We start from the raw sequence: 14,160 nt of genomic DNA, 5'->3' as shown, positions 1-14,160 counted from the left end.
GGAAAGAAGACGCCAAACGGGGGGACGTCAGTGGACCAGGGTGCCGACGCAGAACGGCTGCTTACCGAAGCCGAGGCCGCCCTGCCCACGGTGCTACGAGCCTTATACGCCGACCGACTACGTGACAGCTTTGTGGCTGAAGAGAACGGCCGACGCTTCTACGCACTGAGCGACTCCGAGGGAAAGCAGGTCGAGCTGCGCCTGGATACAGCCGCCTTGCCGCAGCCGCTCCTGGCGCGCACCTTCACCAACACAACGACCGACAGGTACGTCGTCCAGCTCGCCGATACCCTGGCGCCGACACGCGTCGGCGAGGTGCTCTCACGCGAAGTGGGCGAGCTTCTCGCCGTGCGGGGACGGACCGCGGTGAACGGGAAGCCACCACTACGCAACCTGCTTGCCCCTGGCGCCGCGCTGCCCGCGCATCCGGAGCTGTCCGATCAGGACCTGGGCCGGGTGGGCCAGTTCAACTACCTTGCTACCAGGATGAACGACGCGGCGCTCACCGCCCCGGAGCGTCGGGAGGCCCGTGACCGGATCTCGACACTCATAGATGAGTCGGGGCTACGGCCGGTGGCGCCGGTCTCCGACGAACAGAAGCACACTGCCGAGACGTACGCGGCCAAGGTGCGTATGGATATCGCGCTTCCGCATCTGCAGGCCCAGGCGAGTGATGCGTTGGAAGAACTCGCCATTCCCCTTGAGCGGTTGAGTACGGTGGACGCGCGGGCGCTGGGCGAGGCGAGGGCGACCCGGACCGCTCAGCAACAGGCTCCGCAGCCTCTGGGAGAGTTCCCCATGCCCGGACTGCGGCCGGACGGAACGCCTGTGCCGCGGGAGGAGCTCGGGCAGGCCGCCGCCGTGGCCGCCGAACAGCGGACCGCGCTCAGCGGCCGGACGCTCGACCAGCTGCGCGCGGAACAAGCCACACTGCCTGAGGGCCGGTACCCGCAGCGCGAGGTCATGATCGGCGGCGGGGCCGCGTTAGCCGGGCGTGACCCGGACGTGTTGCTCGTCGACGCGCGCGGGCGCTGGCATGTGGATCCCATCAAGGCGATCGTCCAGTCCGCTGACCAGGTACGACATCTGCGGCAGAGCGGTATGGGCGATCCTTACCAGTTCGCGGATCCCAAACAGCGAGTGCCGCTCCCGGCTCTTCAGCTCTGGGAGGACACCGCCGCAGCCCGTGGTCCACTCGTCGACGGGCGGGCGAACCTGAGCATCAACGCGGCAGGCCGACTGGTCGCAGAAATCTCCCCGGCCGACGGCTCGGAGCCCATCAGGATCGAGGTGAAGGGCTCCCCGCTCGTCGCCACCGGTATCCCGCCCGAGATCATCCCTGGCGCGAACCGCCAGGTGCCGACCGTGCCGGAAGCGACCGAGGTCCTCGCGGAGCACCTCATGTCCGCAGGCACACCCCAGGCCTTCCGCGCCCGCGAACAGCTGCTCGAGCTGCCCCATGGCGAAGGCCGGGCAGCCTCATCACTCGCCGTGCTCACCGACCCGCTGGTGGCCGACGTCCTGCAGTCCTCGGGCGATCCGCGCGTGGCGGGCGCCGCTGAGACGCTCCGTGCCACCGCAGCGTGGGAGCACGCCCGTGCCGCGGCACCGGAGCGTGTCCTGATGGGCGACGAGGTCGGTGACGGCGCCTACGACCCGCTCGTCGCCAACGACTGGGTCATCGCCGGAGTCGGCGGCGCCGCCATCGCCAACGCCGAGATCATCCTGGAGGCCAATCCTGAAGCCAGGGTCTCCATGGTCGGCAAGGACGCGCCATTCGTCCTCCACAACGACGCCCAATACACGGAGCTGCGTCGCAAACACGATGCCCAGTACGGCGGAGACGGGCGCCTGGTGACGTACTCCGACCGCTACCTCGGTGCGGTCGGCACAGTGACAGGACCCAATGGCCAGGTCCGGCTCGCAGCCCTCGACAGCGCGGGCAACCCGCTCGGCATCGAGGGGGACGCATACGTGGCGTGCCTCGGCCGGATCTCCCGGATACCCCAGACCCTCGACTCCATGGACTCCTGGGCTCGGTCGTCGAGCGGCCAGGTCCAAGGAGAGCTGCTTTTCGACAAGGATCGCCAGTACCTCGGCTACCGGCTGGAGTTCGAAGCAAGCGGCGAGCGTCACTCAGTCGACGTGACCGGCGCCGCATCCCGAATGCTCCCCAGCAACGTCTTCAGTCGAGACGACATGGCCCGTCTTGCTCTCCTTGACGCGAAGACAACCCCATCGGAGAGCGGCAACGTCGCAGCCGGCTTCATGGCCACCGCCCTGCAAGGCTCTCACCTGGCCAGGCACCGCGCGACGGAAGGCGGTCTGGACAGCCCGCCCACGCAGCCTGGCCCGGCTCCCCAGCAGACAGCGGAACGCCCATCGGTTCCAGCCTCTGCATCAGGCTTCCGAGCGTTGAGCGCTGCCGCCGCGCGGTCCAGGTCGACGACCACCCAAACCCCTGCTGAACAAGCAGAGAGGGCCGCCGCCCGCGCACGCGAGTCGGCCCGGCGGCTCACAGCCCAGGCCGATCAGCTGGGCGCGGTACTGGGTACCGACGCCGCCCCAGGCCGTCGGCAGTACGCTCTCGTCGTCGCTCGTCTGACCTCCGCCGAGGACTGCCTGGTCCGCGCCGATGCCGCCGACCAGCGCGCCGATATCCTTGACGGCCAGGTCCAGGCTCTACTTGACGCCAACCGTGAGCAGGCACGTCGCGAAGAGGACCTACGGGAGCGCGCCGCGCTCACACGGTCAGCGCTGCTCGGGCAACGCAAGAGGATGATGGCCGAAGCCGACGCACTCGCGGGGCAGATCTCCCAGCGCACCGAGCAGGTCAAAGCTCTGAGTCAGCAGGCCACCGACCAACGCGACCAGGCTAAGCACCTGCGGGGCCAGGCCCATGAGCACGTTAGCCTGGTCGCAGGCGGCACCTCACACCAGCCAGTGTCGGAACGGATCGCGCAGGGTCGCGCCCGGCTGCCAGAAATCGCCAAGCGCACTGAGCAGGTAGACCGTCAGGATTATGACCACCTGCTCAAGCAGGCCGCCGCCCAGAACCGCACCGCCGAGGGGCATACCCGCCGCGCGGCTGAACTGCGAAAGGAAGCCGCCCGGCAGGAGCAACTCCCACCCGCCCAACGTGCCCGGGAAGCCGCTCAGCACTCCGAAGCGCTGCGACAGCAGGCCCAACGCCGCGCCGCCGAACAGGCACGCCAGGTGCCAGGACCTCATCGCCGCCCCCCGGACTACGGCTCTGGAAGGGCAGGCTTCAAAGGCATCAGCCGGTAGAACAACTGGATCGAGGGAACGCAGCAGTGACGTCCGCAACGCATCTCCACTCGGCACCAGAGCGCCGCCCCCTGACCAGGCACTCCTGCTCATCGGCCTCGCCTTCGTCGGCCGCAGGAAGAGCCAACGTGGCCCGTACGACGTTGGGCGAGCGACGGCCAAGTAAGGCCGGTCGGTGACCGGGACAAGCTCCAGGTGGCTATGCCGAAGGAGCTGAGCTTCAAAGGACCACTCTCATAACCATCCGCCCCTAGGCCCTTGAGTGTGTAAGCGTGTATCCATCATGTTCATGGATGCTGTGCCATATGCAGCTAAGCGTCAAGAAAGAGCAAAGCCCTTACAACGCTGCAGGTCGCGAAGGGTGAGCTCCGCGCGAGCGGAGGTGAGCCGCTCCGGGAGCTGTTCGCCAAGCTGAAGGCCAAGTGAGCTCCGCGCGAGCGGAGGTGAGCCGCATGGAGCTTGCCCTGAGCCTTGCCCGTGAGGGTGAGCTCCGCGCGAGCGGAGGTGAGCCGGGGGCAGGGCCGGCCTGAACGGGGGGAGTCTCGTGAGCTCCGCGCGAGCGGAGGTGAGCCGCTGCCGTTTCAGCGCCGGCGCTGGTCCCTCAGGTGAGCTCCGCGCGAGCGGAGGTGAGCCGTTCGCGTTGCCCGCAGGCGCCGCCGGCCAGTCGTGAGCTCCGCGCGAGCGGAGGTGAGCCGCCGACGCTTTGTGTCCACTCAAGACAAGGACAGTGAGCTCCGCGCGAGCGGAGGTGAGCCGGCGCCGGACTCGAATCCGGACCATGTGGCGACGTGAGCTCCGCGCGAGCGGAGGTGAGCCGACGAAGTTCCGTTCGCGCGGCACTCCCCGACCGTGAGCTCCGCGCGAGCGGAGGTGAGCCGGCGTCTGCTCGGTCTGCGGTGGGCCGGGACATGTGAGCTCCGCGCGAGCGGAGGTGAGCCGTGGCGTGTGGTGACCGTGTACAAGGCCTTGTCGTGAGCTCCGCGCGAGCGGAGGTGAGCCGGTGGCGAGGTGGGGGTGCAGGTCGAGCGCGTCGTGAGCTCCGCGCGAGCGGAGGTGAGCCGCGCCGTGCAGTCATGACCCCAGTGGGGGCGACGTGAGCTCCGCGCGAGCGGAGGTGAGCCGGTCCGAGTGCTGCACTGCGACCTCGGGCGCACGTGAGCTCCGCGCGAGCGGAGGTGAGCCTTGCGCTCGGGGTCGAAGAGCGTCCAGCGGGCCGTGAGCTCCGCGCGAGCGGTGACGGCGGACACCACAAATCCCCCGCTCGCGGTCATCCGTGGTGGTCAGTTGGCGTCCCCGCACGCGGACAGGGCGACGCTGAGTGACATTCGACGGGGTGATCGCCGCGCCCTCGGGCCGATACAACGAGAGGAGCTGCGTGATGCGCTCGTGGGGTCATCACGGACCGTGCGACACGTATGGGTGACATGACGTTAGCCCGTATGGCTAGCAGGAAAACCTTCGGGCGGATCTGGAATACCCCGGGTGCCCCGGTCAAGAGACCACGCGGCCACGTGGGCATGCCGTCGTTGGCCGCGAACGGACAGAAAGGGCCCGCCATGCGGCGCATTCTCCGCCCGCTCACCACCACTGCCCTGCTAGCCCTGCTCACCATCGGCCTTGCCTCCCCAGCTCAAGCCAACGGCATCATCGGCATGGCCCTCGACGTCCTCGGCGGCACCGGCGGCCTCGTCGGCGGCGTCGTCGGCATCGCCATCTAGGTAGTTACAGCGGAACCGGCCGGGCCTGTACTGGGCCCGTCTGGTTCCTGTTTCAGGCTGTCGCCCGGAAGCCTTCGGTCAAGCGTGCCCTGACCGTTCCAAAGAGCGTGTTCTCTCGGTACGGAGATCCCAAGTCGTCAAGCGCTGAACCTGATCACGCAGAGTGGCCACGGCCGACACCCCTTCCGCTGTCCGCCAACGGGGAATCTCGCTGTCCACCCACAAGCGGAGGTGAGCCGCGCCGACCGGTTTTGGGCTAAGCCGATCGCGCGTGAGCTCCGCGCGAGCGGAGGTGAACCAGCCGACAAGGCCCCAGAGTCGGCGGGGGCTGACCTCGCTGTTCTGGTCGAACATCAACCGTGCGACACCTTCAGCCTCGACATGGACATGCGGCTCGAACTGCTGTTGCCGCAACCGTGCCTGGCCCTGCGCTGCGCCGAACCGCGCGCCGGATGGTGGGGGCCCGCTGCGGACTGCCCCCGTCCGGCGGGACGAGAACGGAACGCGGTTGTTCTCCTGGACGACCTCCACACCGGCCCCCTTCGCGCCCGGTACCGTCTCGAGTGGCAGTTCCGAGCCCGGCCCGAGACCAAAACGAGCGGCAGGGAGCCGGCGTGACGGCGGTGCGGCCCAGCGATCAGATGCGTGACCTCGGTGTCGCGCAGTACGGCGCTCCCCTCCTCGCCGAGGCCAGCCGGCCCTTCACCCCTGCCCGCTGAGAAAGAGACCGCCGAGCACACTGTCGAGACGTTGTTCACCTCGATGAAGCGCATCGCGTGCGTGTACCCCTTCGCCAAAGGCATGGGGATCGCCGCCCCACACACCGGCATCGGCCGGGCGGCGGCCCTCGTCCAGCCCGGCCGACTCCGCCGCCGCGCCGATCGTCCTGCTCAGCCCTCGCATCGCCGCCCGCTCGGAGCAGACGGACGAGCAATACGGGGGGGTGCTTGTCGTTCTTCGACGTCCGCGGCATGGTCCCTCGCCCCCTGATGATCACGGTGGTGACCACCGCCTGGACGGCACCGAGGTCACCACGGTCTACGAGCGGGGCCTCGCCCGGCTAGTCGCTCACGAGATCGATCACCTCGACGGCCTGCTCTACACCGCCCGCGTGCGACCCGGCGTCGAACCGATCCCAGCGGAGGAGTACCGGCAGACTGGCCGAGCATGGACCTACGACCAATAGCCTTCTCACCTCTACCGCCCGACCGTCCAGCGCTTCCTCCGCGTTGAGTGAGTCAGCGCGTCGTACCTGCCGCTACGGCAGTCGTGCCGACGCATTCACGTCCCCGGCAAGCCCGGTGCCGCCGCCGGCAAGCAGGGTCTCGGTCTCGGGAGGTTGGTCTTGCTCCAACAACTGGACGTTGGCGAGAACCAAGAGCGAACCTACGCAAGCTTGGCCGATTTCGAACGATGAAATCTGTTGCGCTCATCGCAAAGTGTTGCGCAGACTGAACCTATGAGTATGTACGAAGAGATTGCTGCGATCCTCCACCCGACGCCCGACCTTGAGGATTTCCCCGAGGAGGTCAGGAGCGAGGTCTGGGCAGACATCCTTGAGGCACGCGAGCGCACCGCCTTCAATCTCGAAGCCGCCTGGGACGCGCACGGCGACGACGCCGAGCCGCTGCTGTCAGCCCTCGCCGGTGCCCGGCGCCGCCGCGAAGAAGCCGAAGCCGAGATCCGCCGGCTCGTAGCCTACGGCCGAGAGTTCACCCGGCCCCGCCCCTACAAGCTCGCTGACCTCGCTGCAGCGGCCGGCATGTCCATTTCCGGCGTCCGCACCGCCTACGACCACGCCGAGGTCGCCGCCGTCCAGCACGCCACCGGCCTCAAGCCCCGCGAATGGCGAGCCGCCGACCCGCCCAACGACGGGAGCGACGAATGACCGCGCCGACTGACGAGGCGTTACCACCCGCCTGCACCTGCCCGACCCCGTGGACAGAACTCGTCGCCGTCATCGAGGGACAGCGCCTACACGCCCGCCCGGCCGACACCCTCGGGCCGGCAGCCGCCCTCTACCGCGCACAGTGCGCGACTTGCAGCGCCGAATACCCGGGCCACTGGCGACTCGTCCCCGGCCAGCGCCGCATCCTCTGACCTGCGGTGAAGTCCTTCGCGCTCAGCAGTAATACCAGGGAGACCCGCAGTGACCACGACACGGTCGGGTGTCACACAGGGCTACTTTTCTCCTGGGGACAGATTAGGAGTCCGAAGCCCGACAAGGCGAAGGCCAGGCTGGTCGAGAAGTGAGCTCCGCGCGAGCGGAGGTAAGCCGAGCGTCTGAGCGCCGGGGCCTCAGCAGCGCAGATACAGAACCCGTCGAAGCGGGCGGCGATGGGCCGGGACCGGCGGGAAGCAGTCCGGCATCAACCACATGCCAAGCCTGCCTTGTCCCTTGTCCAGGGCCCGCCTTCTGCCTTCCGCGCCGCGTTCGTCAAGATCAACAGCTGGCAGCTGAGGAGCCGCCACCCCCGCACTGTCCTCCGCACCACTATCGGCCCAAGGAGAACACCAATGAGCACACGCACCCAGCACTCAGAGCCCGATGACCCGTACCCCAATGTGCCGACAGCCATGGTCTACGACACCTTCGCCGAGACCGCTTCCCGGCTCACCGGCGCATACGTGGCCCGCATGGATGCCGCCGCCACCGAGCACGAGAGCGAGGAATGGTGGAAGAAGGTGATGACACTGCGCAACACCAAGCGCGCAGTGCCGGCTTACGACCGTGCCCAACTGATCGCGCACATCCGACTGTGGGCAGCTGAGCTGGCGGAACTGAAGGGCGAGCGTGGCTGAGGCAAGCGACTAGCACCGGCGTACCGGCCGCGCATGGGCGTACAACCAATAGACCCTGTACCTCGCCGGGCTCGTTGGATGTCGAAGCGGGCGGTGATGGGGCCGGGACCGACGGGAAGCAGTCCGACATCAACCACATGCCGAGCCTGCCTTGTCCCTCTTGTCCAGGGGCCGCCGTCTGCCTTCCGCACTGCGTTCGGCAAGATCGACAACTGGCGGCTGAGCAGCCGCCGTCCCGCACGGTGCTACGCACCACTACTACCCCAAGGAGAACACCAATGAACACACACGCCCAGCGTCCAGAGCCCGATGACCCATACCCCAATGTGCCAACAGCCATGGTCTACGACACCTTCGCCGAGACCGCTTCCCAGCTCACCGGCCAGTACATCGCTCTATCGCGTGCTGCCTCCACGGAGGAGGAAAGCGAGGAGTGGTGGCAGAAGGTGATGACGCTGCGCGATACCCAGCACGCAGTGCCAGCCCGCGACCGAGCTCAGCTGATCGCGCATATCCGGATCTGGAGGGCGGAGCTTGAGGCGCTGAAGGCTGCACGTGGCTGAGGCAAGCGACTACTTCCTAGCCGAGTCCGAGTTAGCGGCAATCTTCCACGAACGCCGCGGTGTCAAGAACTTCCTCTTCTCCAGGTTCTCACCGCAGAGCCAACCGGTGCTGGTGTTGCTGGGAGGACAGCCAGCGGCAGGCAAGAGCCAGGCGATGAAATCCGCACAGCAGCGGCACGCCGACCGCCAGCTGGTTCCGCTCACTGGCGATGAGCTCCGCCCCTTCCATCCTCAGCACCACGAGATACTGGAGAAGGAGCCTTGGCTCTTCCCCGATGCCACCGGACAGGCGTCCGGCGCATGGGTGCGGATGAGCATCGACCACGCGCTGGAGAACAGGTACAGCCTGATGCTCGAGGGGGTCTTCCGGGATCCGGCCATGACGCTCTCGACCGCCGAGCGTTTTGCTGAGGCCGGATACACCGTCGAGGTAGTCGGCTTGGCGGTGCGCGAGGAGCGGAGCCGGCTCGACGGCCTGCATCGGTACCTGGAGGGCGGGCGCTGGACGCCGCCGGACCTGCACGACCTTGCGCTGCGGATGATGCCCGAGACGATCGCGGCCGCCGAGGCCAGCCCCGCGGTGCACCGGATCACCATCACTGACCGGTCCGGTGCCGATCTGTACGTCAATGAACGCGGACCCGACGGCCTCTGGACGGGTGAGCCCGCCGCGGTGCAGGCTCTGACGGCTGGACGCGCCCGGCCGTTACCGGCGGACGACGCAGGCAGGTGGATGGAGCGCCAGCGCGAAGTCATCATCGACTTGGCCGCTCGTGGGCAGATAGACGCCACATCCCGGCCCGTTCTGCAGCGTGTGTCCGCCGACGCCGAGGCCGTCGCAGTGATGGCCGACCCTGATCCCCGCAGCGAGCTGCGCGTCGCACACACCGCTGTCCAGTCGATGCTGGAGGCGGTGGTATCCGAGCCGCCGACGTCCGATATACCGCTCACGTTGGTGCCGGACGCACAGCTCTCCCAGTTGCACTCCCGGCTGGCGCGCGCGGAAGAGGCCGCCCTTCGGGTCGCCCGCCCGCCGACCGGTCAGGAACCACTTGATGCCGTGCAACTACTCACGAAACAAGGAGCACCCCAGGAGGTCATAGACCGGGCGCGCAAGGCCGCCCAGGAAGACCAGCAGTACGCCCGGGGCCAGGCCCGGGCCGCACAGGCGCGGTCGGAGCAGCTGGGTGGTCACCGGCAGCAGGCGGCCGCCGAAATCACCAGGCGCAGAGGCCTGTCACCTGTCCAGCGGCAGGCAGAGGATGGGCTGAGGCAGCAGCTTCACGCCGCCCTGGGGCCGGCTCGGCCTTCGCAGACCACGCCTCCGCCTCAAGCGGTAAGCGCTCCTCGTCTTCGGGGTCCGCAGCACCCTCCCCGTGGCCAGGGCCGCTCGCTCTAAAGCACCACCAAGCGACATCACAGTGGCGCTGGCCTGCATACACCTCAGATCAGCGCCACTGCTGCGTCACCACGCCGGGGCTCGGGGGGAGCGAGCCGTCGGCTGCGGAGCACCCACCGCGCGCGGGCAGGGCGGGCCCTGTTGCTGAACAGCGCCGACGTGAGGTGCCGCGATGCAGCGGGTGCGGTTGCGGTCGGCGCTCCCCCAGCGGCGACGGGCTGTGTCGCGGCCAGACGCTTTGAAAGGACCATGGCAACTACCCTTGGCATACCGGCAGGCGACTCTACGACGACCGGTGGACCTTGATCATTCGCCAGTCAGCGTGGCAGGGCAGCCGCGCTCCCAAAGCTCCTCGACATGCTCGGCAAAACGGTCGAAGAGGCCGCCTTCCTGGAGCTTGCGCAGGTGCAACATCGGCGAATCGTGCCCAACCAACCGTGCGAGGTGCGGCGTGACGAGGGCCTGGTCGTCGAACCGGAAGACCGACAAGCCGACATGGTTCGTGGCATCCTCCTCGGACGAGAAGCGCACCTCCAGACCAGGAAGGTCGGGCAGCTTGGCCAGCTCGTCCAGGCTGATACGGATGCGTGTGGACACCTTGAAGGCAACATCCTCGATACCTTCGCGCTGCTGAGTCACCCGGCCGTCAGGATCACCGAGCAGGAACCGTACGCGGCATCCTGCCTCAGCTTTCGCCCGCAGTGTGGCGTGGAACTCGGGCTGCTCGATCCAGAAGAAGTAGTTCGTGTAACCGGCGAGGACGATGTCCCGAGTGCTGTCGCCGATGAGCTGCCGCCACACAGAGGACGGGCACGCCGAACGGTATGGATAGGCCGAGATGATCTCTCGGTCCGGGCCAGTCTTCATGACTGCCCCTACTGCATTGGGCCACAACACCGCTTCATCAACTCCCAACACACCTGACGCGTCCACGCGGTTTAGCGCGTGCGGGATCAGCTCCTCATCTGGCACGCGGCCGACGCACGCCACAGAGGCCCCGGCTGGCGAGCCGGGTGACCCTGCCTGGGACGGTCTACCCGGCGGGCTGACCACGCGAGCCGTTCAGGGCAAGTGTCGACGTATCTCAGCCCAGACAAGAAGCTGATCCCGTGTTGGGCTGGGGCGCAAGTGCTTCACGAGCCTGTCCAGGTGGGCGGTCAGGTTCTTGTGCCGCCGTAGCTCGCCGATCTGATCGATGCCGAGGCTACGCCAGTGACCTGCGAGAGCACGGGCATCAGAAGGGGCGAGAGTAAGGACCGCGGCAGTATCGACCGCCAGTCTTTCGGGATTCCAGTCCTGGTCCTCGTCATCGGGGCCGAGCTGGTCGATCACCCGCATTCTGAGCATGAAATTCTGCTGAGCGAGGCGTGCTCGGCCCCAGTGGGTGTCGCTGGGCAGCAGCTGGTTGATCTGCAATGAGAGCTTTGCCCACTGGCGTCGGGTTTCCTGTAGTTCCTCGCACCTGTCGGCGTGTGCCTGCGCGATGACACGCGCTGCCTCAAGCTCCTGGCCCTGAGCCTCCAGAGCGAACGCCCAGAGGCGTTCCATCGGCCAAGCACTTAAAGCGTGGCTCGGTTCTTCACGATCCGCGTCGCTGCTCATTGGCGCTTCGCTCCCGGCGGTGGGTATGTCAGGATCGACGGTAGTTGCCGTTTTGGGCACGCTGGTCGACCTGGGCCATGGTGTCGCACCTCCCATAGGTGGAGGTCTTCGCCCCAGAACGTCGCCTTGACCTCATCGAGCCCCGCCACACACGCATCCTGCGGACCATCCGGCACCACACCGGGATCCGATCGCCCCACCCCTGTCCGGACGCGCAGTTACCCGGTCTTCGATGCTCGCGACCGGACCTTGTCGAACGCTGCCAGCAGGGCTCTGTCCACTACGGCGGGATCGCCGCTGAGCATGAGGATGACGCTGCCTTCTCGAATCGCTAGTCCCTTGATGGCGGTGGTACCGGAGGGCGCGGCTATGGTCATGACATAGCCGAACCGCTGGTCACCGAGTGCAGGTGGATCGATGACGTTGATGGTGGCTGTGACGCCGTTCACCGTGAACGACTGGCAGCTCCGGTAAGCCTGCGAGATCTTGCTGAGGGTCGCGTCCAGCTTCGCGGGGGTGTCGCTGCCAAGCGTCTCGTCAACCTGCTGTCGTGAGTTGCCTTGAGCGGAGAAGGCCTGCTCGACCTGAGCAGGGAAGGTGATGTTCTGCTGGTCCATTGCCTGCAGCGCCGGACAACCGTGGGCCTCGCTGCTCTCCTCGTCGGCACTGGGAGCAGCAGGATCGGTCGGCTGAGCCACGTAGCCGGGGCCCAGGTCGGAAGCCGTCAGGAGGAGAGCCTGTAGCGCTGAGCGGGTCAGCGGTGCGGCAGGCGCTGCGCTCTTCTTCTCCTGGCTGCTCCCCGGGGCACCGGGGGACGGCGAGGCGGCCACGGGGTCATCTCGCGTTTGCGTTGTGCCGCATCCGACCGCTGCCACACCCAGGGCCATAGCCGCACAGACCGTTCGTGCAATCTTTCGGTACGGATTCACCGTGAACTCCCCCACCTGTCTCTCAAACCGGGCCACCCTATCCACGGCGCTGTAACGGCGAACGATCAGCCTCGGCGGCGCTCCTCAGCCGTGAGCGGTAACAGCCTCTCGGTTCGCTGGTGATCACACCTTGTGTGGTGCTGGTCGGTGAGCTCTGCGGAGCGCAGAGCTCACCACATGCCGTTGCTAAGCCGAGATGCGTGGCGAGCTCGCCGGGGCCGGCGGTGGGGCGGTCGCCGCGCGCGGGCGCGGCGGTGCTTGCTGGGCGGCTGTGGGAGTCGTGGCTGCAGCGTGCCGGGAGGGGGCAGCGGTCGCCGCACCACCGCCAGGAGGTGCAGTCGCTCCCAGGCGCTGGGAGTGAGTTCTTGCCGTGTCGGCGATGGCACGCAGCACCGTGAGGTCGGCGTCGGCGAAGCGGCCCGACGCGGCGGCCTCGCGCCACAGCGACCGGGCGCTGGCCGCTACATTCCCGTACGGAGCGGCGGCAGGGCCCGGTCCGTTGGGCATGTCTGCGGGCGGGAGTTCCTTCCACGCATCCCGAAAGGCCACGAGCCTTGGGTGGTCACCATGCACGAGCTCCTGCCCCATGGGGGTTTGGCACCATGCGCGGAAGTGGCGCACGATCTCGTGCGTGGCCCGAACCGTTTCGGCCTGCGAGGCGTACGGGGGCGGCCCCTCCGGTCGCTGGGCCTGGTGTACCTGCTGAGGTTCGGCCGTCGCCTGATGAGGCTGATCGACCTGCTGGACGATGGGACCGGCCGCCACCTGCTGCGTGCCGACAGTCTGCTGGGCCTCGGGCTGTTCCTTCGGCCGCGGGGCTGGTGCCACGCTCTCACGCGCCGCGGTGCTGTAGGCAAGGCTGGTGTTGCTCAGCGCGAGAAGGGCGTCGGCGGTGGGGAGGTCGCCTGCGGTCGAGAGGCGGATCCGGTCAGCCGCACTGATGGCGATCTCCGCGATCTTCTCGCATGCGCGTATCGAGACGGTCTTCCAGAACGTCTCGAAGCGGACGTCTTCACGGAAGGAGTTCCAGTACTCCCCGGCTCTCCCCTTCAAGGTGTCCCACAGGTTCCGGGCAGCACCGCGGATGGTCTGCAGCTGTTGCCACTCAAGCGAGTCCCGGAAGCCGGCAGCTGCGTTCTGGTCCACCGTCTCCAGAGCCGTATTGACCGCGCCGGCGGCCTTCTCAGGATCTGTCGGGTGCGCGGATTCTGGCGCCGCGGCAGGCCGGGCAGGCCCTGCGGGGCGGGCGCCGGCTGCCTGAAGCGCTTGATCGAGTGTCCGCAGCTCGCGCAGGATTGCTTCCCAGGCGCCCTCGGCAGTGCTGAGGTCAGAGGGAACGTGTTCCTGCCACGCCTCCATTACCTCGTCCGCCCCTGCCCACAGGCCTGCGTCCAACGGCGCCTCAGCAGGGACGGGAGCTGCGGTCAGCTGAGAATGCACGGGCAGCTGCTGGGCAGCTTGACCGGGCTTGAGCCGCCATATGGGCCGACCGTCGAAGTAGTCGTGCAACGTATCGCCGTGCCGCTCCCACTTGCCATCGGGCAGGCTATTTCCCGTCCATAGCGGCAGCTCGGGACGGCGGGGGGACGACGGAGCCGGGACAGGCGTAGCCGCCGGGGCCTGCTCCGGTTCGGCGGTGGGCGTGGCCATGATGGTTCCCTCCATACGGTCTGATCCAGTGGGTCTCCGGCTACTTCGGCCGGGTGTCCGGCTCCCCTGCCGAGGGGGCCGTCGGCAAAGGAGTCCCGATGTTCTCGACGGTTCCCTGCATCACCTCGGCTTCCTGGTCACCGGCAGGCGCTCTGCCCTGCGCGGCCGCGGCGCGGGCCTCCGATGGTCCGTAGGGCCGGGGCAGCCTC

12 protein-coding genes and 1 CRISPR repeat array are annotated in these 14,160 nt (G+C 67.8%); of the genes, 8 read left to right on the top strand and 4 right to left on the bottom strand.

Annotation, left to right across the window (positions count from 1 at the left end; all coding sequences use genetic code 11):
• Positions 1–30 precede the first annotated feature (30 nt).
• The 8 genes from AB4K12_RS27650 to AB4K12_RS27615 all read left to right on the top strand — a co-directional run bounded on the left by AB4K12_RS27650 (position 31) and on the right by AB4K12_RS27615 (position 9,770).
• On the top strand, positions 31–3,288 hold the full coding sequence (locus AB4K12_RS27650; protein WP_368437108.1) for a hypothetical protein: 3,258 nt from the start codon (positions 31–33) through the stop codon (positions 3,286–3,288).
• 361 nt (positions 3,289–3,649) lie between these two features.
• Positions 3,650–4,532: a CRISPR direct-repeat array (repeat unit 29 nt; unit sequence GTGAGCTCCGCGCGAGCGGAGGTGAGCCG).
• 312 nt (positions 4,533–4,844) lie between these two features.
• The gene (locus tag AB4K12_RS27645) at positions 4,845–5,006 is read left to right on the top strand and encodes a hypothetical protein (RefSeq protein ID WP_368437106.1); all 162 of its coding nucleotides are present in this window, start codon (positions 4,845–4,847) and stop codon (positions 5,004–5,006) included.
• A 943-nt stretch (positions 5,007–5,949) separates the two neighbouring features.
• A complete protein-coding gene (locus AB4K12_RS27640; protein WP_368437104.1) occupies positions 5,950–6,192 on the top strand; it encodes a peptide deformylase in 243 nt (80 codons plus the stop codon).
• Positions 6,193–6,471: 279 nt separating this feature from the next.
• Complete coding sequence (locus AB4K12_RS27635; RefSeq protein WP_368437102.1) at positions 6,472–6,894, top strand: hypothetical protein; 423 nt, start codon at positions 6,472–6,474, stop codon at positions 6,892–6,894.
• Positions 6,891–7,106, top strand: a complete 216-nt coding sequence (locus tag AB4K12_RS27630; RefSeq protein WP_368437100.1) for a hypothetical protein — start codon at positions 6,891–6,893, stop codon at positions 7,104–7,106. The genes AB4K12_RS27635 and AB4K12_RS27630 overlap by 4 nt, the downstream gene beginning before the upstream one ends.
• Positions 7,107–7,523: 417 nt before the next feature.
• The gene (locus AB4K12_RS27625) at positions 7,524–7,808 is read left to right on the top strand and encodes a hypothetical protein (protein WP_368437098.1); all 285 of its coding nucleotides are present in this window, start codon (positions 7,524–7,526) and stop codon (positions 7,806–7,808) included.
• 338 nt (positions 7,809–8,146) lie between these two features.
• Positions 8,147–8,371, top strand: coding sequence for a hypothetical protein (locus tag AB4K12_RS27620; protein ID WP_207248806.1), 225 nt, complete (start codon positions 8,147–8,149; stop codon positions 8,369–8,371).
• Positions 8,364–9,770 (top strand): zeta toxin family protein, encoded by a 1,407-nt coding sequence (locus tag AB4K12_RS27615; RefSeq protein WP_368437095.1) that lies wholly within the window; start codon positions 8,364–8,366, stop codon positions 9,768–9,770. Before AB4K12_RS27620 ends, AB4K12_RS27615 begins: the two co-directional genes overlap by 8 nt.
• 306 nt (positions 9,771–10,076) lie before the next feature.
• On the opposite strand, the gene AB4K12_RS27610 is transcribed toward AB4K12_RS27615, so the two are convergent.
• From AB4K12_RS27610 to AB4K12_RS27595, 4 genes are all read right to left on the bottom strand, one after another.
• Entirely contained in the window at positions 10,077–10,637 is a 561-nt protein-coding gene (locus AB4K12_RS27610) for an XRE family transcriptional regulator (RefSeq protein WP_368437093.1), read from the bottom strand.
• 195 nt (positions 10,638–10,832) lie between these two features.
• The gene (locus AB4K12_RS27605) at positions 10,833–11,372 is read right to left on the bottom strand and encodes a hypothetical protein (protein ID WP_368437091.1); all 540 of its coding nucleotides are present in this window, start codon (positions 11,370–11,372) and stop codon (positions 10,833–10,835) included.
• Between the two features lie 218 nt (positions 11,373–11,590).
• The gene (locus tag AB4K12_RS27600; RefSeq protein WP_368437089.1) at positions 11,591–12,202 is read right to left on the bottom strand and encodes a hypothetical protein; all 612 of its coding nucleotides are present in this window, start codon (positions 12,200–12,202) and stop codon (positions 11,591–11,593) included.
• A 285-nt stretch (positions 12,203–12,487) separates the two neighbouring features.
• Complete coding sequence (locus tag AB4K12_RS27595; protein WP_368437088.1) at positions 12,488–13,951, bottom strand: hypothetical protein; 1,464 nt, start codon at positions 13,949–13,951, stop codon at positions 12,488–12,490.
• Positions 13,952–14,160: the final 209 nt, after the last annotated feature.

The sequence above is a fragment of the Streptomyces sp. C36 genome (genome assembly GCF_040932295.1).
In the GTDB taxonomy this organism is placed as follows: Bacteria; Actinomycetota; Actinomycetes; order Streptomycetales; family Streptomycetaceae; genus Streptomyces; species Streptomyces triculaminicus.
Note: the sequence above shows the minus strand (reverse complement) of the source record. Positions and strands in the feature narration are given on the sequence as shown.